General features: G+C 66.1%; 1 protein-coding gene (running past one end of the window). It reads left to right on the top strand.

What is annotated here, in order from left to right:
* Positions 1-24927: the 3' portion of a calcium-binding protein gene (locus R5H30_RS01585; RefSeq protein ID WP_318326231.1), read on the top strand. It extends 8559 nt beyond the left edge of the window; only the last 24927 of its 33486 coding nucleotides appear in the window; its start codon lies beyond the left edge, outside the window; the stop codon is at positions 24925-24927.

The raw sequence follows: 24927 nt of genomic DNA, 5'->3' as shown, positions 1-24927 counted from the left end.
AACTCGGTCCTGACAACCTCGACCGTGACCAACGACGCGGGCCTCAACATCGTGCTGACCGAGGTCAGCGAGGCGCTGAACGACTACGACTTCACCACCAAGTCCGGCGCGCAGTTCATCGAATCCGGGCGCAAGGTCTATGTCGACTCGGCCTTTGACGAGACCCGCGGCGAGCGCGGCGCGCTCTACCTCTACCTCGGGCTGGGCGAGACCATCGACCTTGGCGCCGAGAACTTCAACAACGCAACGTCCGTCGGCAAGTGGTTCAAGATCGACCCGGTGGATCTGACCAATATCACCGGTGCGCTGACCGATCTCGGCATCAACCTCAACGTCACCGCTTCGAGCGGCACGGCGGTCGGCGGGCTCATCGCGCTCAACGACGTGCGCATGCGAACCGAGGCCCTCATCGACAGCACCAATCTGGCCGCGACCGGCGGCGACGTGACCGTCGATGCGGTCGAGCGCGCCGAAATCGTCGCGACGAACGTCGGCGACACGAGCGTCTCGGGCGGCAGCTTCTTCTCGGGCGGCGGCACTTCTCTGGGCGTGACCGCGATGATCGCGACCAACATCGTCGGCGCCGACGCGATCGCCGTGATCCGCGACAGCGAGGTCGGCGACAGTACGGACGCCATCGGCGGCGACGTGCGCGTGAGCGCCGACAACACCGGCAAGATCGACAGTTCGATCGACGTCTCCACGACCGTTCAGGGTGGCGGAACCTCCATCGGGGTGGGCGTCGTGCTGGCGTTCAATTCCATCGGCGTGGGCGACCAGAACTTCCTGAGTGCCACTGCCGACGCGCTGGTCGGCACCGACCTGACGCCGCGCGATCCGATCAAGGCCTATGCCGCCATCGAAGGTGGCTCGGTCGAGGCCACAGGCGACATCGAGGTTCTGGCCGACAATACGTTGGACATCGACGCGACCATCGACAATTCGTCGCTCGCGACCTCCATTTCGCTCGCCAACAACACGTCCGTCACAGTGTCGCCGATCATCACGCTCAACCGCGGTGCGACGGAGACCACGGCCCGGATCACCGGCGCCGGCAAGGTCGAGGCGGGCGGCGACATCGTCGTTGCCGCCACAGACATGTCCTCGATCCTGTCGGAAACCTTCGCCTCATCGGTCTCGGCCTCGGTGGGCACCGGCAATGCGATCAGCGTCGGCGTGGCCGCGGCCATCAACCGAAACGAGATAGATGCCGTCGTCGATGCAGGCATCCTGAATTCCGGGACCGCGCTTGCGCCGGTTTCGGCGACCTCCGGCGCCATCCTCGTGCAGGCAACGCAAGACAGCGAGATCATCGCACGGGCGCGCGCCGCATCGGTGGCGCTGAGCGCGTCGCTCGGAAGTAGCGTCGGTGTTTCGGGCGGCGGCGCCATCGCGGTGAACTCCATCACCGGCGGCACGACCGCGCGGATCGAAGGCGGCTACGTGCAGGCCAACAGCGCCGACCTCTCCGGTGGCACGACGGTCTGGGCGGATTCGGTTACCGTCTACGCGGGGCTCAACGTGCTGGCCGACAGCGCGGCGCGGATCGAGGCCGAGGTGGTGGCCGTGTCGGCGTCTGCCGGGCTCAGTTCCGGCAATGCGACGCAGGTCGCCCTGGGCGTTTCGGTGGCCGAGAACAGCATCGGCATCGGCGGCCAGTCGGTGACGGCGGATTTCAACACCGACACGGGCAATACCGCTTTGCCGTCGACGGGCGTCGTCAACAACGGCGACGTCGTCTACATCAACACCGGTCCACGTTCTGGACAGTACTTCGAATATGTCGGCGACCTGCCGCTCGACGTTGCGGCCTCGGGTCTCAGTCTCGAATTGCAGGATTACACCAACCCGACGCTGTGGAAACGCGTCGGACTGGTCGAGGCCGGCATGGCCACAAGCGCGACGATCAACGGCGCGACCCTGCTGGAAGAAGCGACGGACGATCCCAGCGACGTCATCGTCGCGGCCAGCGGAGAACAGTCCATCCTTGCCGCCGTGGCCGCCGGAGCCGTGGCGCTGGCGGGCTCGGGCGGTGCCGCAACCACCGTGACCGGGGCGGGTGCCTTTGCACGCAACCGGATCGCGTCGGACACAAAGGCATCGGTGATCGGTGCCGCCGGCGTTACCATGGACACCGGCGACCTGTCGGTGCTGGCGCAGGATGGTTCTTCGATCCAGAGCTATGTCGGTGCCGCGGCGGTGGCAGCGTCGGGGTCCAGCGCGACATCGGTCGCCGTATCTCTTGGATTGTCGCTTTCTTTCAACGAGGTGACGAACGAAGTTGAGGCGTCGATCGAGGATGCGCCGCTGCTGACGGTGCGGGGTGATCTCACCGTGCGGGCCGACACGCTGGCCAGCCCGGTGTTCACCGAAGCCTCCGCTGACCTGCAGACGCGCACGACCGCCGCCGATCTTGACGACGCGACCGAGCAGGAGGGCGTCGATAGTCCGGACGGGGTCGACTACACCGTCGAGGCTGGCGACGTTTCGGGCTTCTTCGATGCCATTGGTGCCATTGCGATCGGCACCTACGATAGCGTGCTGCATGCCTTTGCCGACTTCGTCGACGACCTGCGGATCGTGGATTCGCTGATGAAGGACATGCGCGACGCAGGCGTGCTGATTTCCTGGGCTGACCTGCCGCGGATCGCCAAGGCCAGTGACGGCGACGGCTGGGTGGTGACGACCATCGACGGGCGGGTCTTCAACGTCGGTTTCGCGGCCAACGGCGATCTGGAGGTTACGCAGGCGACGATCAGCTCGCTGGCCGGGGCGGCGGCGATCAGCGCCTCATTCAGCGGCGCGAGCGCGGTGGGTTTTGCCGGCGCCGGCGCCTACTCCGAGAACGTCATCAACACCGCGACGACGGCGCATGTCACCGGCTCGGACATCACGGTCGGGGACCGCGCGGCTCCGGAGTTCAAGGGCGACGTCGAGGTCATCGCGACCTCCGAGGCCGAGATCACGACGCTGGTCCTGGCGGCGGCCCTGTCCTTCGCGGGCGGGGGCGGCACCGGCATCGGGGCGTCGATCGGCGTGTCCATCGCGCGTAACCTGATCGGCAAGGAACGCGACGGGTCGGACGGCACCGCCGAGGTGCAGGCCTACATTCTGAATTCGGACGTGGACGCCAATGGCGCGCTGACCGTCGATGCGCGCGCGGCGCAGGAGATCGATTCGCTTGTCGTGGCCGGCTCAGTCGCCGTGGCGGGGGCCGGCGGCGTTGCCGGCGGCATCGCGGGCTCGGGCGTCTTCGTGGAGAACACCATCGACGTCGATGTCGCCGCCTTCATCAAGGACGACGGCAACGACGCGACCTCGGGCGATCCGGCGATCAAGGCGGAAAGCCTCGAAGTGCTGGCAAGCAACGAGTCGACCATCGAGACCTTCGCGGGCGCCATCGCAGTCTCGGCGGCGATCGGTGCTTCCGGTGCGTTCTCCGTCTCGCTCGGGGTCTCGGTGGCGCGCAACACCATCGACGGCTCGGTCGAGGCGTTTATCGAAGACGTCGACGGCAAGGTCGAGACGACCTCGGGCGACGTCACGGTGCAGGCCACGGATGACGCGGATATGACCGTGGTGGCGGCGGCGGCGTCCGTGGCCATTGCGATCGACAGCGTGACCTCGGTCGCCGTCGCGGGCGCGGGGGCCTGGGCCGAGAACGTGCTCAACAGCACCACGAAGGCGCATGTCACCGGCAGTGACGTCGTCTCGGCCGGCGACGTATCGATCCTTGCATCGAGCGACGGGCTGGTGCGTGCGACCATCGTTTCGGTCGCCGCGGCGGTCGCGGCCTCGGGCGGCGCCGGGGTTGGCGTTGCGCTCGGCGTGGCCGTTGCGCGCAACCTCGTGGGTTACGAGGCGGGCGGGGCCATCGGTGCCAAGCAGGGCTTCCAGCTTTACGACACATCCGACGCGGCGGTCGGCGACCTCTACGCCGGCGACAGGGTGAAGATCCTCGACGGCGTGCGGCGGGGCGACGTCTATGAATACGTCGGCGCGCGCTACGGCGACGATGCCGACGAGTCCGCCGCGCTCGACATGAAAGAGCAGGACTTCGCCAATTCCGACGTCTGGCGCCTTGTTAACCTGACGCCGCGCGGCACCGTGGTCGAAGCCTATCTCGAGGACGGCTCGGTCGAGGCGCGCGGCGGCGCGGCCACGAACGCCGATGCCGCAGGCACAGTGACCATCGACGCGGCGACGACGCAGGACATCGTTGCGACGGTCGTTGCGCTGACCGCAAGCGTGTCCGGCGGCAGCATCGGCGTCGCGGTGTCGGGATCCGGAGCCGCGGCGGAAAACCGCATCGGCACCACCGTCAAGGCTTACGTCGACGGCACGGGCGATCAGGCCGCGACCGACGTGACGGCGGATACGCTGACCATCGAGGCCAGCGACGACAGCACCATCGACAGCTTCGTCGCCGCGGCCGGCATCGGTGCCGCCTTCGGCGCCAACGGTGTCGCGGTGGCGCTCGGCGTGTCGATCGCGATCAACGAGATCGCCAACGAGGTCGAGGCGAAAATCCTTAACGCCGATCAGATCGACATCGGGGCAGGCGGCGTGACGGTCAAGGCCGCGTCGCCCGAAACTGCGGGCGACATTGCCGATCTTTCGGGTGTCAGCGGCATCAGTGCGGCCGCGCTCGATGACGCGACCGGCACGGACGTCGACGAGATCGACGACAAGGGCACCGACAGCGAAAGCGACGACGAGACCAAGTTCAATTCCGCCGACCAGTCCGCCGACCGCGCTCTGAAGCTGGCGCTCTGGGAGGCGCTGACCGGCAAGACGCGACCCGCCGGTGCTGCGGACGCCAATGCGCTGGCCGACAAGTTGCGGATCACCGTGACGCAGGAAGAAGACACTTCGCCGGGCGACGCCGAGTCGCGTGACGAGGACGAGACGCGCGGTGTCGCCTGGAGCTTCGTCGACGAGCTCGGGCGCAGCTACAACATCGTCTACAATGCCATTTCCGGCGACTGGGAAGGCACACGCGCTAACATCAGCGCGGTGTCTGCGGCTGCGGCTCTGACGATTGCGGGCTCGGCCGGGTTCTCGGCCGGCGTGTCCGGGGCGGGCGCCGTGGCGCTGAACTCGATCCGGTCGAACGTGGCGGCGCACATCACCGGCACGACCCTCGTGGACAGCGAAGGCGACGTGACCGTGGATGCCGACAGCCGCAGCGAGATCAACGCAATCGTGGTCGCCGCGGCTCTGTCCGCCGCTGTCGGCACGGCGGGCGTCGGGGCCTCTTTGGGGCTTGGCTTTGCGCAGAACTACATCGGCTACGATCTCGACGGCAACCGGGACCGGACCGCCGGCAAGGTCAGCGCCTACATCGCCGACAGCAGTGTCGATGCGGCGGGCGATCTGGTCGTCGATGCGCGCGGCGAACAGGTCATCAAATCGCTGCTGATCTCGGGCGCCGCCGCGCTGTCGGGCGGGGCGGTCGGCGTCTCCATCGCCGGGGCCGGAGCCTTCGGCACCAACCGCATCGCCGCGACGATTTCGGCCTACATAGACGGCGATGGTGCCAGTGGCATCGCTGCGGACAACGTCTTTGTCGAGGCCGAGGACGTCTCGCGCATCGAGGCCTTCACCGGGGCGCTGGCCATCGCGGCGAGCTTCGGCGGGGCTGCCTTCTCGGTCTCGCTGGCGGTGGCGGATGCCACCAACACGATCGGGACGGAGACCACTGCGTCGATTTCGAACGCCGACGATTTCGTACGCGCGCGCGATGGCAACGTCGTGGTCGACGCGATGGACGACGCCCAGATCAAGGCGGTCTCGGCGGCGGCCTCGCTGTCCTTTGCCGCGGGCGCCGTGGCCGGCGCGGTCGCGGGCGGTGGCGCGCAGGCGCATAACGTGATCCTCAGCACGACGACCGCGACCATCGACCAGGGTTCGGTGGTCGAGGCGCAGGTCCGTCCCGTCGATGTCTCGGCGGGGCTCGAGTTCGTCGCCAAGACCGGTGCGATCGGCTCGACCGCGAAAATCATCCGGACCAGCGGCAGCTGGAGTGCGGACGATTTCGCCGCCGGTCAGGAGATACTTGTCACCGGCACCGGCCTCAACGATGGCACCTATGTCGTGCAGTCGATCACCAATGGCGGCAAGACGCTGAACCTGCGCATCGATTTCGATCTTGTCGACCAGACGGCCGCGGATTTCTCGGCCGCGACCGCGGCAACGAATTCGTCCAAGCTCGACTTCCGGACCATCGCCACGGCCTCCGGCAGCCGGCCCGAGATCGCCTGGCTGGACGGTGCCGGGAACTGGACCACCGATGGCTTCCAGGCGGGATACTACGTCGATGTGACGGGTTTCGACGATACCGTCGACGGCACCTACCTGATCGACGCGATCTCCGGCGACGGAGAGACGCTCTTCCTCGATGCCGGCGGCGACTTCCAGGGCGACTTCAAGCTCAACTTCAATCGGATCGCCTCCGTTTCCATCACCGACCGCACCGGCCTGGCGATCAACCCGCTGGGTGAGGGCGACATCAGCGTCACCGCCACCGGCGATGCCGAGATCGATGCGCTGGTGCTGTCGGCTTCGGCGTCCCTTGCCGTGGGTGCGGTCGGAATCGCGGCCTCGCTCGGCTCTTCGTCGGCCCTCAACTCGATCGGCGCCGAGAGCTTCAACATCAACAGCGACTTCGACAAGAACGCCGGTTCGGTCCTGCCGACTGCGGGTGTCTTTGCCTCGATCGATGGCGCGACGGTCACCGCCAACGGCGACGTGACCGTGGACGCGCAGGCAACGGCGAGCATCGATGCGATCGTTCTGGGCTTCTCGGTCGCCGCGGCCGGCGGATTCGTCGGGGCCGCCGGGGCCGTGATGGCCTCGGACGCGCTCAACACGATCGGCTACGGCGTTGCGGCGCAGATCGCGAATGCCACCGTGACCGCCGATATCGTCACCGTCGAGGCAACGGACGACGCCGATATCCGCAGCTACACGGGTGCAGCGAGCATCGCTCTGGTCGTTGCCGGCTTCGGCGGGTCAGTCAGTGCGGCCGAAGCCGTCTCGGGCAACTATGTCGCCAACGTCATCGAAGCCTCGGTGTCCGGTTCCGACGTCACCGCCGGCACACTCGACGTGGACGCGCGCGACACCGGTTCGATCGCGGCCATCGGTGCCGCGGCGGCCGTGTCGGCCGGTGGCATTGGGTTCTCGGTCTCGGCCGGGGGCGTGTCGACGGTCGCCGTGGGCGACAGCGTCCTGCGCGGCTTCGTCACCGGCACCTCGACGGACACGATCGACGTCGACGGCGCGGTCACGGTGGATGCGGACAGCGCCTTCTGGGCCTCGTCCCGCTCGGGTGTCGCCTCGGTTTCGACCAGCCTCGCCTCGCTGGCCGCAAGCGGCTCGAACGCGATTGCCGACGTGCGCCCGACGGTACAGGCCTATGCCGACGGTGCGACCTACCAAGTTGGGCAGCTTCTGGTCGAGGCCTTCGCGGGCGGCGGCGCGGAAGCGATCGCCTTCGGTCTGAGCGTGAGCACCGGCCTGTCGATGGGCGCGTCGCTTTCGCGGGCCGAGTTCGAGGCCGACATCGACGCCTATGTTGGCGGCGACATCACTGCCGATACCGTGAGCGCGGTCGCGGAACTGGGCGAGGGATCGCTGGTCGACCTCTACGGGCTGCGCGGCAGCGCTCCGGCGGGCAACACCTATTCCAAGGCCACCAGTTCCTCGGGCGGCCTGCTGCTCGGCGCGGCCTCGGTCAATGCCTATGCCGACATGCAAAGCAACGTGCGCGCGGCGATCTCGGACGCCGCCGACATCACCGCCGACGTGGTCAGCACATCCGCGATCAACCGGTCCTTCAACCGGGCGGACGGCAACGCCAACGCCGGCGGCCTCGTCGGTGCCGGTTCCTCTTCCGCCTATGTCACGTCCAATGCCACGACCCTGTCGGAAATCGGCGAGGACGCAATGGTCTCCGCACGGATCCTGACCGTCTCGGCCAATGGTGTCGACGACAACCGCTCGGACGCCGAGACCGGGTCGGGCGGCCTGGTCGCGGGCTCGGCGGGCGAGGCGAACACAACGACGAATTCGCGCACCGAGGCCCTGATCGGCAAGGATTCGACCGTTGTCGCCGACACGCTGGCCTTTACGGCGGTGCATGACGCGATTTTCAACGGCAAGGTCGACAGCGATTCTGGTGGCGTCATCGCGGGCTCGGGGGCCGTCACGCAGCACACGGTGGATTCCGACGTCTTCACCCGGATCGAGGACGGTGCCAGCGCGAGCGAGGGCGCAAGCGTGACCGCGCGAGACCTGCTGATGACGGCCACCAACATCGTCAGCAAGCCTGACATTGGCGCAAACATCGACGGCGACACCGGCGGACTGGCCGCGGCAGCGTCCGCGGACAGCGAAATGAACGTCTACGTCGAGACCGTGGTCGAAGTCGGTCGCCACGCGGCCCTCGCCCAGTCCGGCGAATTGCTGACCGCCGGACAGTTCGTCCTGAGCGCGCTCAACAAGTTCGACGTGAACGACACGGTGAACCTGTTCACCGCCGGCGCGCTCTCTGGCGCGGGCGCCTTCACGGTCTTCGACGTCAAGCAGAACCTTGCCAAGGTGCGCTTTGACACCGATTCCTCCGTCGTCAGTGTCGGCGACATGGATGTGTCGGCCAACGGCGAGGCGGTCATCTCGCTGCAGTCGAATTCCGAAACTTACGGCGCGGCGACGGTCGCGATCGGGCGTTCGATCATACGCATGACCCCGAACGACGTCAGCAACGAAAACAACATCCAGCCCACGAACTTCATTTCGGTCGGCGACGGGGCCACGATCCTGGCGGGCGGAGATCTTGTCCTGCGGGCAGGCGCTAATGCCAACGTCGAGGCGGATTTTTACGAGCTCGAGGCGCGCACGGACAATTTCGCGGGCTCCGCGATCCCGATCGACAATCTCGACGCGCAGGCGCAGCTCTTCCTGTCGAACAAGGTCCAGATCGGCGACACCGCGAACGCGACGGCGCAGCAACTGGCCACGGTGGAGTCGCTGCAGGACCTCACGATCATCGCCGATGATCTCGGCAGCGCCGATCTGACGGCGCAGGCCAAGGGGGTCAACTGGGCGTCGGCGGCCACCGACGGGGTCAACGCGGCGCTCGGTGGCAACACCGAGACCTTCGACGGCACCACCAGCCTCGAAGCCTGGGGCGAAGTGGTGAACCACGGTCTGCTCAAGACCGGCGCGGAACGCCAGAAGTACCTCGTTCTGGAAGGCATCAGCGGCACCAGCGATGGCGGCGAGATTCTCGATCCCGGCGAGGCGGCGAACCAGATTGTGACGGTCGACGCCTACGGACAGGGCGGCATGGCAGACGGCCTCGCGCCCGACATCGGTTTCACCGTGGGCACCGAGCAGGTGCAATCCTCGCTCGAGAAAGCCTGGCGCGACGCGCAGGAGAACCTGAACCGATACTTGGTGATCGCGAACGACGGTCTGACAAACAATTCAGACCCTTACGACGAGTATGTGAACCCAGCACTGGTGGAGTTCTACGATCTCGAAATGCGCCGCCTCGAACGCCAGATGCTCGAGGAATTCTCGGCCGTCGCCCTGGAGCTGGTTCCGAACGGGCTCGATGTCGAGGGTCAGGAAATCCTGCGCAGCGACTACGCCACCGAGCAGGAGTATCTCGAAGCGATCTTCGAGTTCGACAATGGCGAGATCACCGGGCTGAAGGCGAACGTCGTCATCCAGCCCATAGAGCAATACGCGGTCACCGTCACCATCGACCCGACCGTGGCGCAGGCCGGGATCATCAAGATCTTCGGTGACCAGCTTTACGGAACCGGATCCTTCGATGCCCCCGGCGATGCGGTCATCGATATCGTCAACAACACTGCCGCTTTCATCAACATCACCGTGCTGGAGATCCCGGAAGTCAACGGCGGCGTGACCTTCAACGGCATCGTCATTTCCGATCCCGATCCGACCTTCGCGGACATCGCGAACCAGAATGCAACGATCCGGGCCGAGAACAAGATCAACGTCGACGACGACAACGAGAACAACGATCTCAAGGATGACGAGCCGGCTCTCACCATCGAACCGGGTCCGCGCCGCTCGACCGAGACGCCGGCCTTTACCAGCATCTTCGGGACGGGTGACCTGAACGATCCCGACGCCGCCCTGCCGCAGATCCGGGTCGAGAACACCTACAACGTGCTCAACGCCGGCACGGCGGACCTGCCGCCCTGGCCCGACATCATCGTCTCGGGCGCTCTGGTCACCGATTCCGACGGCATTCCGGTGCTGGAAGGCATCACGAACCTGCGCGGCAATGTCATTCTCAAGACCCTGCAGAGCGGGCAGGGCGACATCGTCATCGAGGCCCCGGTTACAGCGAAGAACCTGACCGTGATCGCCGGCGGCAGTGTGTTCATCGAGGGGATCACCGCCTACAACGTCGAGGGCGAGCCAGCCTCGATCTGGAACGATTTCACCGGCACCAATTTCCAGAACACCGGCACCCTGAACGCCGAACGCAGCGCCGCCGCGCGTGCAGCCTACGAGGCCTATCTCAACGACCTGATCGTGCCGTCCGACGAACCGTCGCTTTCGGCGGGACGGATCTCGATCGACGCCGAGTTCATCAACATCAACGGCATCATCGAAAGCGGCAAGGAAGACTATGCCCTGACGCTCGACGACAAAGTGCGCGACCAGATCCAGGCGCTCGAGGATGATGGCACCGAGACCGGCATCGTGGTACTCGAGACCGACAACGAGGACTTCGCGGTTCGCTACAACGTCGCGCTGAACGAGGTGCTGATCGAAGAGCTGCGCCCGCGCGGCGGCTTCGTCGATCTCACGGGTCATATTCTGAACACCCAGCAGGGCGAGATCCGGGTTTTCGGCGGCTATGCCGACATCGACATCACCAACGACATGGTGTTTTCCTCCGGTCTCGACGTCGACCTCGTGATCAAGCGCATCGACGCCAGCGAGCGCGGCTCGGGCAGCCTGATCATCAAGGACCGCACCAAGGGCTCGTCGACCGGCACCCAGCAGGTGATCGACGCCAACGGCAACCTCGTGACCGAAACCGTCGAAGTGCCCTATGCCTCGATCTATCAGGTGGACGAAAACGGCCAGGTGACGCTGAACGTGGACGGTGTGGACCAGGCCGTCGCGCAGGGCCAGAAGACGTTCAGCTACGACGTGACCGAGGGCTGGCGCTATGGCTGGTCGGTCGGACTGTCCGAGCGGACGGTGACCGAAACCACCTACGGCACCTCGAAGTGGCTCAATATCGACGCGCTGGCGAGGGATCCCGGCAACGTAATCGACGGTCCCGACGTGACGCCGCTCGGGCCGCCCGAGCTGATCGACAACTCGAACTATTACTTCAAGGTCGACAGCAACGATTCACGTTACGACGAAGGGGGGCAGTTCAACGCGGACGCCTATACCTACGCGTCGCGCGTGATCAACAACAGCTCCAACACGACCACCGAACGCTGGACCGAAAGCTCGTGGTACGGCAAGAAAACCTACTACACGAAGGAGACCACGACCTCCTTCGACACCACGATCTTCACCCACACGATCAAGGCCGACTACGACCTCAACATCGTCTTCACCGGCCAGGCCGCAGCGACGATCGACGTCGACGGCGGCGCGGCCGACGTCATCCTGCGCGGCGGGATCCAGAACGACACCGGCACGACACGCATCGTGACCTCGGGAGCGATCGTGTCCGAGGGATCTTCGGCGACCGTCCAGGGCGTGAACGTCACGCTGGGCGACACCGGCGGGCTCTCGGAGGACGAGATCGGATCGTCCGTGACCCCGGTCTATGTCGACCTCGAGGGCGGCGTCCTGAACGCCGATGCCGCGGGCGACATCTTCATCGAGGAAACCGACGGCGAGATGGTGCTGGGCGCCGTCTCTGCCGGTGGTGATGTCGTGCTGACCGCGGACGGCACGATGCGGGCCGAAAACGGATCGAGCCAGGTTTCGGGCAATTCGATCACACTGGTCAGCCAGCGCGGCGACGTGGGCGAGGCGGAAGGCTCCGGCCAGGGCCGGCTGCGCGTCGACATGGGCACCGCAGAAGCCGACAAGTTCAACGCCAGCGGCGGATCGGTCTACGTGGCCGAGCAGACCGGCGACTTCGCGGTCGAACTGATCGCAGCCACCACGGACGTCGAGATCGAGGTCGTCTCGGGCGATCTGCTGGACGCCAACCGGGTGGAATCCGTCGACGATCGCACCGTGCAGGAGCTGCGCGGCGGCGTCTGGTCGCAGCTAAAGCTGACCGACGGCGTCTTCGTCAGCGTTGGCGACGACGGGATCATGGACACCGACGACGACGTTTACGAAAGCGTCAAGGTGCAAGAGACCTTCGATGCACTCAAAGCCGCCAAGGAGGCCGAGTACGACACCTACTGGCAGATGCGCATCGCCGAAACCGGGCAAAGCGACGGGGTCGACGGCTTCCGTCTGGGGCCGAGCGAAACGCTGTCTCTGACGGCCACGCAGGAAGCGGAGTACCGCAGCTTCTACGCAGCACAGCTGGGCGTGCCGACCACGGACCAGCAGGTCACGAATGCGATCACGACCCTGCTCAACACGCGCTCGGAAGAGTTCCGGACGCTGCAGCAGACCTATGCCGATCTCGACGGCGACGGCACGGACGAAGCCTACGACCCCGACTTCGTGGCCACGCTGACGCAGGAAGAGATGGACAAGCTGCGCTCGGGCATCCGGCTCTGGTCCGAAGAAGAACTGCTGGCCGGGATCGGCGCGGGGCTGCTGAATCCGGTCTCCGACACCCAGACCACGATCGAGGATCCGAACGTCACTGCCGGCGGTGCGGTCACGCTTGTCGTCTCTGGCGATATCGGCCGGACATCGGGCGAGGCCTACATCGAGATCGCCGGAACATCTGTCGACCTGACCGATGAGCAGCGCGTCATCCTCGGTGCGGCAGAGCGGACGGACCTCTTCTACCTCACCACCGATCGCATCGTGGGCGAGGGCGCATTCGAATTCGACGACAAGGGCGATTTCGACGCCTCCAACGACGAGTACTCGATCCGCTTCACCGATGCGCGCATCGACGATCTGGACGAACCGGTCTTCGGTAACCTGATCCCGGTCGCGGACCTGGCGACGATCTTCAAGGCCGGCGACGTGCTGCAACTCGAGGGTGCCACGGGCAATGCCACCGAGGAGGGTCCGTTCTACCGCATCCTGTCGGTGACCTCGGACACCATCGTGCTCGATACCTCGGCGAACCCGGCGCTTACAGAGATTGGAGCGTTCTCGGACATCAAGATCTCGGCCCTGGCGCTCGATCCGCTTGGCGTGGATGCCGAGATCACCGGCGCCGAGATCACCGGTGGTGACACGATCCTCGCCCCGAACGGCACGTTCGACGGCTTCCTCGTCGGCATGAAGATCCTGCTGAGCGGCGATATCGACGATGCGACCGCCAACGACTCGGAATCTCTCTATGTGGTTACCGCGGTCGGCGCGAATGGCGAGTCGCTGACGCTCGAGGACGAGGCCGGCAATGCACCGGGGCTGACCAACGTGGTGCTGAGCGACACGCCCGGCGCGGAAGAGACCCTGAAGGTCGACCAGTTCGTCGAGCTTGCGGCGGTCCAGGTGCAGCTGCGCGAGGATTTCGACGTCAATGTGGGCGCCGGTGGCATCAACGGCTCGGCCGGCGGCGAGTTCTTCCTCGGGTCGGAAGGCAGCATCGTGCTGGGCCAGATCGAGGCCGGGTCGGACGCGCGCGTGAAGGCCGCGCAGTCGATCACCAACGGCACGCAGGATGGCACCTACAACGTCAAGAGTGGCGATCTCATCCTCGAAGCCGGGCAGGGCAGCATCGGTGGTCCGGGAACGAACGAGCAGATTTTCGTCGACGTGGCGGACGGCTCCACGCTGACCCTGCGGGCCGAAAGCAACATCTACGTCGAGGAACTGGTCGGCGACATGGAGCTCGCCACAGTCTTCTCGAAGGCCGGCAACGTCTCGCTGGAGGCTGCGACCGGGTCCATCGTCGACGGGCTCGACACCGATTTCGTGAACATCGAGGCCAATGACGTCACCCTGATCGCCGATGACGAGATCGGCGATCTTGCGGGCGACAACGCACTCGAAATTCGCGCCCGTGTCGACGGTCTGCCGCGCAGCGGCGGCGCGCCGGGTTCAAACGGCAAGCTGAACGCGCTGGCCGAGAACGACATCTACATTTTCGAGGCGGTCGGAGACATGACCGTCGAGGACGTGCAGTCGACCAGTGGGGACGTCAAGCTCAAGGCCGCGGTCAGCATTCTCGAATACGACACCACGGATCTCACCGCGAAGGTCAAGGGCTTCAACGTCGAACTCGAGGCCGTCGGTGGCTTCATCGGCGGGGCCGCGGACGCCAATCTGGACATCGACACGCGGTTCGGCATCAGCAACGCGCAGGCGCTTTCGGACGGTCTGCTGGACACCGAAGGCACGTTCACCTCGTCGAGCTTCAAGAACACTTACGTCAAGGAAACCCTGGGCGATCTCTACCTCACGAGCGTCGGCGTGCTCGAGGTCGGCGACGGCACCACGACCGCCTTCATCACCTCCGCGCTCGGCGCGATCTACAACGGCGCCGCGGCCAATGTCTCGAACGTGACCGGCGGGCGCGCCTTCCTCAGCGCGAACAGCAATGTCGGCAAGGAATCGAACCGGCTCTACACGACGATCGGCGTGATCCAGGCGATTTCCACGACCGGATCGACCTGGGTCTACAACGACGGCGATCTCGACGCCGAGAACTTCAACGGCGGCGGCAGTTCGGTCAGCGCCGGTGGCGAGGTCGACATCGTCGCGGACAGCCCGATCACCGTGCTGTCGGACATCGTGGCGGGTCAGAACGGCCAGCCCGACGGCGACATCACGCTGACCGCGACGGACGACGTGGATACCGAAGCCGATTTCATCCGGATCGCCGGCGGTGTCACCGTGTCGACAGCCAACGGCGATATCAACCTGCGGGCGGGCGACGGCGTCCTGATCGACACCGATGCGACCGCGGGCAACGCACGCGTGGTGGCCTCCGGTGATGTTACCATCGTGACCGACTACGGCGATGCGGACGCGGTGTCGCCGGACGGCGACGACGTGATCGTCGCGGGCGAGATCGTGGCGGGCGGGACCGTCAGCATCAGCACGGGCGAATCCGCCGACCAGGTCATCATCGCGGATGCCGATGACAGCGGCAGTCTCGCCACGATCACCGCGGATGCGCTTGTCATCACGACAGGCGAGCTGGCCGACGAGGTGCTCTTCGAAGCCGGTGCAGTGGTCATGTTGGCGTCCTTCCTGCGCATCGCCACGGGTGACGAAGCCGACACCGTCACCATCGGTGGGGCCAACGCGAGCGGCAGCGCCACGGTGACCGTCTCCTCCGGTCTCGGGGCGGCTACTGATTCCGTCGAGATCGAAACCGGCGCCGGCGACGATGTCATCACCATCGACGGGGTGCTCGACGTGACCGGCGAGACGCTGGTCGACACCGGCAGCGGCGCGGACGACGTGACCGTGAACGGCACGGCCATGCTCGGCGGCGACAGCCTCCTGCGGACGCAATCGGGCGCCGACGAGATCGTGGTCAACGGCAGTCTCGACGCCCTTGCCTTCGATCTGACCATCGAGACCGGCGACGAAGACGACCTCATCCTCGTGACCGCGCTCGGCAGCGTCGAGGCGGGCCTCCTGACGATCGCGATGGACGGCGGAGAAGACACGCTGCAAGTCACCGGAGGCGCTATCGACGTCACGACGCTCGACGTGGACATGGGCGATGCGGATGACCTGGCGCGCCTCGACGGGGCGGATATCGTCGCCACCGCGAACGCGACGATCCGGGCAGGGGCGCTTTACGACCTCGTGGACATCGACGGCGGAACCATCGACGTCGGCGGCACGCTCACCATCCTCGGCGAGGGCGGTGAGGACCGGATCCTGATCGACACCACGGCGATCACCGCGGCTGTCACGCTGATCTCCGGCGGTGACGACGACGACACGATCTCGCTTGTCGATCTGGTTGCGCTGCACGGCGTCACGACACTGGAGGGCAACGACGGCGCGGATTCCATCTTCGTCACGCGCCTGCCGACGCAGTTGGCTGGCGACAGCCTGCGGATCGACGGGGGGCAGGACAGCGACGACGTGTTCATCCAGACCTGGGGGTCTGAGACAGGTGTGACGAAGTCCACGGACTACATCATCGACGTTTCGGATTCTGGCGACCCGAACCGCGGGGCCGACACGATGGTCGTCTACGGCACGGGCGAGCAGGACATCTTCCTCAGCCGCAAGGGCTTCGTCGCCCTGATGCACGGCGACAAGGACGAGATCCGCGATCCGGATGCCGAGCGTCCGGACACGGTCGAGCGCATCAATTACGACCGCACGATCAACGGGCGCATCACGCTTGAAGGTCTCGGCAACGACGATCTTTTTGTCACCGACGACAACTCGACGATCATGACTTTCGACGGCGGGGACGGGAACGACGAGTTCCAGATCGGCCAGGTCTTCGGGCTGGATCCGTCGATCGCTGGCAATATGGGCATCGCGGCGGGCGACGAGATCGACGCGGTCCAGATCACCCGCGGCTGGCTGTCGAATGGGGTCAGCTTCCCCAGCGTCTTCTACGGCGGTGAGGGGGCCGACACCTTCACGGTCTACTCCAACCGCGCCGTGATCCGGCTCGAGGGTGAGGCCGGCAACGACACCTTCGTGGTTCGCGCCTTCCTGCGGGTGTCGGACAATACCGACACCGGCGAGTTCACCACCGAGATCGCCGCCGGCGACGGCGCCGACGAGATCCAGTACAACATCAACGCGCCGGTCGACATCGACGGTGGTGACGGCTTCGATACTGTGGTCGTGATCGGCACCGAGGCCGCGGACAACTTCGTGGTGACCGAGGACGGCGTCTTCGGGGCCGGGCTCAACATCACCCTCAGCGGCACCGAAGAAGTGATCGAGATCGACGGGCTGGAGGGCGACGACACCTTCTTCATCCTGTCCACCAACGCCAACGCGGTGACCCATGTCATCGGCGGTCTCGGCAACGATACCTTCAACGTCGCGGGCGACGTGACCGCGCAGATCGATTCCGCGGACGTGGACGGGCGCTCTTCGATCATCAATCACGGCGCCTCGAGTACCGACGGCAACGCCTACGACGACATCTTCGTGCCCGGCATCGGCGTGACCGTGGCCGACGAGAACCTAGGCCTCGTGCTGATCGACGAGGAGAACTCGGACGGCAGCACCCGCGTTTCGGAACAGCGTGCCGACGACGGCTCGATCGTCACGGACTACTACGAGGTCTCGCTGTCGACGGCGCCGGTGGGTCCGGTCCACGTGACGGTCTCGGCGGCGCGGTCCTCCAGCGCCGATCGCGATCAGGACACGCCGTCCGCAAGCGGCGCGATCTCATACGACTTCAATGCGGTGGCGACCACCATCACACGCGCCAGCGGCACCTGGGCGGCCGAGGGTTTCGACGTCTACATGTCGATCCGCGTCACCGGCACCCGCGACAACGACGGGGTTTACAAGATCACCGGCATCAGCGGTGACACCCTGACGCTCGCCAAACGAACCCAGGATCCGGCCCTGACCGACGAGACGCTGGCAGCCGATGGCGTCGAAATCATCGCCCTGCCGGCGGACACGGTGCTGGTCAGCGACGCGCAGTCCGGCGGTTACACGGACGCCATCGTCCTGACCTTCGACGACTCGAACTGGAACATTATCCAGAAAGTCTATGTGCAGGCCGTCGATGACGCGGCCGAGGAAGGCCAGCGCAAGGTCTTTGTCGCCCACAGCGTCTTTGCCGAGGATGCCGCCGACAAGGCCAGGTTCGACGGGGTCGCCGTGCGGGACGTGCAGGTGATCGTCGACGACAACGACAAGCCGTCGCTGGTCATCGAGGAAAGCTTCGAGGAAACCTTCGTCGTGGAAGGCAACGCCACCACCGGTCTGACCGACACCTACGAGGTCAGCCTGTCGCGTCCGACCGATCCGGGCGAGACCGTGACGGTGACCATCGCGCTTGACGACGGCCCGATCGAGGCAAACGCGGGCGATCTGAACCTCGCCAGCCTCAATGACACGGACGGCAGTGCGAATACAGTGACACTGGTGTTCGGCGTCGGCGGACAGGCCTGGAACCAGGCCCAGACCATCACCGTCAGCGCCCCGACGGGCGAGGTCGAAAGCCTCGAGCGCCTGACGCTCGTGCATACGGCCACCTCCTCCGGATCCGGCGGCTCCTTCGCGGATGTCGATACCGAAACCATCCGGGTCGAAGTCGTCGACGGCGACAGCGCCGGTGTCGTGGTGCGCGACACCAACGGCGGCACGCGCGTCGTGCTCGACGGCGACGACAGCGACGGTGTGGATACGTCGAAGACCGACACCTACACCGTGCGGCTTGCCACGGCTCCGACCGAGGACGTGACGATCACGCTCTACAACGACCAGCAGGTCGGCTTCGTCCAGCCCAGCGCCGACGTGTCCGTCGTGACCGTCGCCGACACTGTTGCCGGTCCGACCCGCGGCCTGAGTTTCGTCGCGGCCACCGAGGACGACCGTGCCGCGATCATCCGCGACGACGGAATCGACTGGCGCGATGCCGGGTTCTTCCAGGGGCTCGTTTTCGAGATCGTGAGCAGCGCCGCAAACGACGGCGTCTACCAGATCGCCGAGATCTCGCCGGACGGCTCGAAGCTGGTCTTGACGTCCGAGTTCGACCTTGTCGGCGGGACAGCCGTGGATGGCGCACGGCTCTTTGCCGAGGCCGGGCAGATCACCTTCGATGTCGACGAGACGACGGGGATGCCCGATCCGGCCTGGTACCAGGGCATCGCGGTCGAGATCGCAGGCGACGAGGACTACGAGCCGACGGCGGCGGATTTCTTCACCAAGCGCTTCGAGCCCGAGGACCATCTGCTGTCGAAGATCGCCGGACCGCTCGTCATCAACGGCGGTACAACGGACGCCGACCGCTCGCTCAACCTCGCCGTAATGCTGCCGACCGAGACGCCGGTCGCACCGATCGACGTCGAGATCGTGACCAACGAGTCGAATTCCGCCGACCGGCTGAACATCTTCAACGACACCTCGAACGACGACGATACGGGCTCGATGACGACGACCGGGAACTCCTTCCCGGATCTCGACGGCGCGCGCGAGACCATCGCGCTGCTCAACGGGTTCGGGATGGGCACGGGCACCGTTACCTTCGACATTTCCGAAGCCCAAGACGGCAGCGAGAAACTCGTGTTCTCCGACGGCATCGCCTACGGCAACATCGAGATCATGGAACTGATGCTCGGCAAGGGCGACGACACGCTGCTGATCGAGGACACCAACCGGTTCTCGGACCGCACCGACGACGACCTTGCCCGCGATGAGGGCGGCATCCCGACAGCGCCGGTCAGCCTGGTGCATGGCGGCGGTGGGTCGGACACGATCACGGTCACCGGCGGCGCAGGGCCCGAGTCGCTCCTGGTGATCTACGGCGACACCTCGGCGGACGGCAGCCGCTACGACTATCTTGGCGGCGCGCCCACCGGCAACGCCAATGGCTTCGACAACGCCGGCGACGACTACATCGATGCAAGCGCGCTTGTGCTGTCCGGAACACCGGTCGGCGGCAACGTCGGCCTGACGATCTACGGCGGCGCCGGTGACGACGAGATCCACGGCTCGCAACACGGCGATCACATCGCCGGTGGATCGGGCAACGACCTGATCTTCGGCTATGCTGGCGACGATCACCTCTACGGCGACAACGGCTTCAACATGGACCTCGAAACGCGCTTCCTCGAGATCGTCGACGGATGGGACATCGGGCTCGAGCCTGACCTGCGCTTCCTCAAGGGGGCGGACGATCTGGCAACCGGGTCGGACCGGATCGTGGCCGGATTAGGCGACGACATCGTGATCGCAGACCTCGGCCGGATCGACCAGGTCGAGGACACGCTGCGCCTGGCCACCACGGCCTTCGTGACGGCGGCCTACACGACGCGTCCCGATCGCGGCTCGGACGACGAGATCCTCGGCAACGACTACGACGGCCTTGGCGCCACGCAGAACGACCCGACGCAGCCGAACCATGATCCGAGCGCGGTGGTGACCGGTGACGAAGATCTCGGTGACGGCAATGACGTCATCCTTGCCGGCACCAGCGACGGGCCGGACGGCGACAGCATCATTGCGGGCAACGGCGCCAACATCGTGCTTGGCGACAACGGAGCGGTCGAGTTCATCGCCTCCGCAACCGGGGCCGTCGGCATGGCGACCCGCATCGCCGCGACCGACGTCACCGAAGGGGCGGAGGACAGCATCATCACCGGCGCGGACCGCGACATCGTGATCGGCGGTACCGGCGCGGACGTCATCGCGGCCGGAGCCGACAACGATCTGGTGTTCGGTGACCACGGGCAGGTGATCGCCGCGCAAGGGCAATGGATCGACGTCGGCCTGCTGCCGCTCGATGCGGAAGACTACGCCACCCAGTTCGCGTTCAGCTCGATCGCGACGACGGCTGCCGACGGCGGGGCGGATGACATCATCCACGCCGAGGCCGGCGACGACATCGTCATAGGCGGGCAGGGGGCCGACCAGATCTTCGGGGCGGATGGCGACGACGACCTGATCGGTGGCCACAACGTCGACCTCAACCAGGGCAATGCGCCGGACGGCGGGCCCGGGCAGGCCGACGGTGGCGACGACATCGACGGCGGCGCGGGCTATGACGTTATCCTCGGGGACAACGGCTTCGTGGTGCGCGGGCTCGGCAATATCAGCCCGCAATTCCAGGCTCACTCCGGCGCGATCTACGGCGAGGGCGGAGAAGGTATCGCTGGTGACGACCGCATCGCCGGGCCAGATGGGGAAACTCTGGTCGTATTCGATCCGCTGGGGGCCGCGAACCCGGATGCTGCAGCGCCCGTGGCGCGGCTGGTCACGGTATTCGATCATTCCGACACGGCACGCGGCGACGAGCACGGCGACGACTACATCGCCGGCGGGGCCGAGGACGACATGATCTTCGGCCAGCTGGGCGACGACATCATTCAGGGCGACGGCACAATCGACTTCGGCTTCGATGCCGAGACGGACGAGGCCACCGCGCGCATCTCCGACCGCCGCGACACCACTCCCGATGCGATCTCGGTCTTCCGCGATGCCGAGGGCTACCTGGTGACCGACAAGGTCTCGACCGACGACTGGGCTGGCGAAGGCCGCGACGGGGCCGACTACATCGAGGGCGGCGGCAGCGCTCAGGGCGCCGATGCCACCGGAGACCTGATCCTAGGCAACCTCGGGCAGGACGACATCGTCGGCGGCAGTTCGACCATGTTCGGGCTCGACGGTGACGAGGCGCTGCGGCCGGATGGCGAAGACCTGATCTTCGGCGGCTCGGGCACAGAGATCGACCGCAACAACGACGCCACCGCCACCCATGCGCGTGACGCCGACGTGATCGCCGGCGACAACGCGGACATCTATCGGCTGGTGGATGCCGTGACCGCCGGCTACCTGTCCTTCGCCTACGACGACGGTTATGGCGAACAGATCGTGGTGCGGTCGGTCAAACTGATCGACTACACCCCGGGCGGTCCGCTCTTCGACGATGACGCAACGCCCGACAATGGTGCTGCGGACGAGATCCACGGCGAAACCGGCGACGACAGCATTTACGGCATGTCGGGCAGCGACATTCTCTATGGCGACGCGCAGGACGACGACCTGATCGGCGGCTGGGGCCATGAGTGGATCTCGGGCGGCACCGGGCAGGACGGCATTCTCGGTGACGACGGGCGGATCTACACCAGCCGCAACGACACCACCGCCGAGGCCCTGCATGGCGTCGACGGGATCGACGAGGGCGACCTCGATCGCGAGATCACAACGCCGGGCCGGGCCCAGGTGGCGGTGATCAACGTCTCGGGCGCGTTGAAGAAAGAGGTCAACCTCACGCCGTACTACTACGACACGGACCAGAACACCGTGCCGCACACCGATGCCGAAGACGCAGACGACATCCTCTTCGGCGGCTGGGACGACGACTTCATCCACGGCGGCTTCGGCGACGACGCGATTTCCGGGGCCGAGGCATCCGCCGAAAGCTTCGTGGTCGTGCTGGACGAGAACCGGGATTTCGTGCTGCCGGGCGGGGCGCTGATCTCGACCGGCTGGGATCGCCCGTCGAACCCGGGCGACGCGCTGCGCTTCGAGGCAGTGCGCGGAGGCGAGTTTGGCGCCTATGACGAGATCGACCCGCGCCGCCTGATCGCCACCGGCGATGGCAACGGGTTCATCCTGAATTTCGAGGCCGATGATGGCCGCCTTGTCGAACCGGGATTCTACACCGATGGCGACGACGTGCTCTTCGGCGATCTCGGCAACGACTGGCTCGTCGGCGGCACCGGGCGCGACACCGGCTGGGGCGGCTACGGAAACGATCTGATCAACATGGATGACGACCTTTCCACAGCCGACAGCACCGACACGCATGTCAGCTACGAGGATCGCGCCTTTGGCGGCGCGGGCCGCGACTACATGATCGCCAACACCGGCGGCGACCGGCTGATCGACTGGACGGGCGAGTTCAACTCCTACATCGTTCCGTTCTCGCCCTTCGGTCTCGCCACCGTCTCGCGCTCGCCTTCGCCGGGTGTGCAGAACTTCCTCTATGACCTGTCGCGCAGCCAGGGGGCGGACGACACCCGCGCCGGCGACACCGACATCACCGCGCTCGACCGCAACGGCGAGCCCGAGGGCGAGATCGGCCTCGTGATCCAGCGTGACAGCGACTGGCAGGATCAGACCGGCGCGCCGGATGATCCGCAGCCGGGCAACATCCCGGGCGGTCCGCGCGACGTGCTGCGCTCGGCCTCGTTCAACAACGGTAACGGGAACGGCGGCAACCAGGTCGACGACGGCACGCTGAATGCGCAGGGATTCCTCGCCGACACCGGATCCTGGGCCACCTCGGGCGGCCGCCTGACGGTCGCGCCCCAGCAAATCGGGCAGGACGCGGTCAGCATCTGGAACGTGGGTGAATACCTGCCCAGCTATTTCGAGGTGACCGCCGAGATCATCGCCGAAAAGCCGACCGGCGGTTACAAGGCGAACGCTTACGTGATCTTCGACTACCAGTCGCCGACCGACTTCAAGTTCGCCGGGGTCAATATCTCGAACGACAAGCTCGAGATCGGGTACCGCGACGCGACTGGCTGGCATGTGCTCGAACAGGACAATGCCAAGCTGCGTCCGAACGTCAGCTACGATATCAAGGTGGCGGTGAACGGGCTTGCCATTACGGTGCTGGTCGACGGGCGGGACGTCTTCAGCCTCGCCTTCGCGCCGCGCATCGTCGATGGCTATGCCTACGGGCTGAACAGCGGCTTCATCGGTCTCGGCGCGAGCAATGCGCGGGCATCGCTGGACAACGTGCAGCTTCTGGTGCTGCCGCCGGACCTGAAGCCGCAGGCCGAGGAAAGCTTCGACGAGGCCGGCACCGGCTTCTTTGCCGAGACCACCGGCAGCTGGACCACCGCGGGCGGCATCCTGACGGGTACCGCAACCGGCAATGCGCCGGCGCTGGCGCTGGCGCCAATCGAGGCCGGGGCGAATTACGTGGTCCGGCTCGAGGCCGAGGTCGATCGCGATACCGGCGGTGCGCTGGTCTTCGACTACTACTCGGCCGTCGACTACAAGTTCGTGCGCCTCGGAGCGGACGGGGACGTCGAAATCGGCTACATGACCGGCGCCGGCGAGGTGATCACCGAAACCGTATCGGGCCCGCTGTTGACCCCGCCGGGGGCCGATCCCGACTTCGCGACGCTGCGCATCACCATGCTGGCGGGTACGGTGGACGTCGCGGTCGACGGACAGGCCGTCGTCGCCGAAACCTTCTTCGGCGTCACCGCGGACGGTCGTGTCGGGTTGATGAGCGACGGCGTCTCGCGCTTCGGGTCGGCGACGCTGCTGACCAACGATCCGGCCTATGACGACACGTTGCTGGCCACCACCACCGGCACCGGGGCGGAGGCGCTGACCGCCGCGAACGTGGCCGCGGTGCGCGCGGAGGTCATCGCGCGTCTCGACGAAGCCTATGCGCTCACCGCCGCCGAACGGGACATTCTTGCCGGCGTCGTGATCCGGATCGAGGATCTCGATGGGGTGCTGGTCGCGCGGACCGAGGAGGACGAGGCCATCGTTCTCGACCGGGATGCGGCGGGTCACGGCTGGTTCATCGACCCGACGCCTGCCGACGATGTCGAATTCACCGCCGGCGGCGTCATAGGCATCGACTTGATCTCGGTGCTGGCCCACGAGTTCGCGCACATCCTCGGGCGCGAACACGGCGAGGACGGGTTGATGACGACCTACATCGAGACCGGCGACCGCCTGATCGGTGCCGACGGGTCATTGGCCGAGACCGAAGTGCCCGCGACCGAGCCCGAGCCATCGGAGGAAACCCGGCAGCCCGACGCGCCCATCGTCGCCACCAGCGCCGAGCGTCCGACGATCCAGCAGGTGATTTCGGCCATCCAGTCGAGCGAGATCGTCATCGATTTCGGCAAGGGCAACGGCAAGGGCCGGAACGCGCCACAGGAAAACACCTTCGTCTACGACGACGAGACCGACAGCTTCGTGCGTTCGGACCAGCCGCCCGCGACCGTGCCGGGTGCGGATGCGCTCTGCCACCTGCTCGACAATGACGGGTCGGTCTTTGCCTATGTCGACCGGAACGGGGCGCTCTGGACGATCGACGATCTCGAAGAGAACGCCGGTGGTCTCGCGGACCCGGAACCGGACGACTGGATCTACCAGTCTAACGTGTGA

It is taken from the genome of Roseobacter sp. FCG-D35, from assembly GCF_033436665.1.
Lineage (GTDB): Bacteria > Pseudomonadota > Alphaproteobacteria > Rhodobacterales > Rhodobacteraceae > JAWQFO01.
Note: the sequence above shows the minus strand (reverse complement) of the source record. Positions and strands in the feature narration are given on the sequence as shown.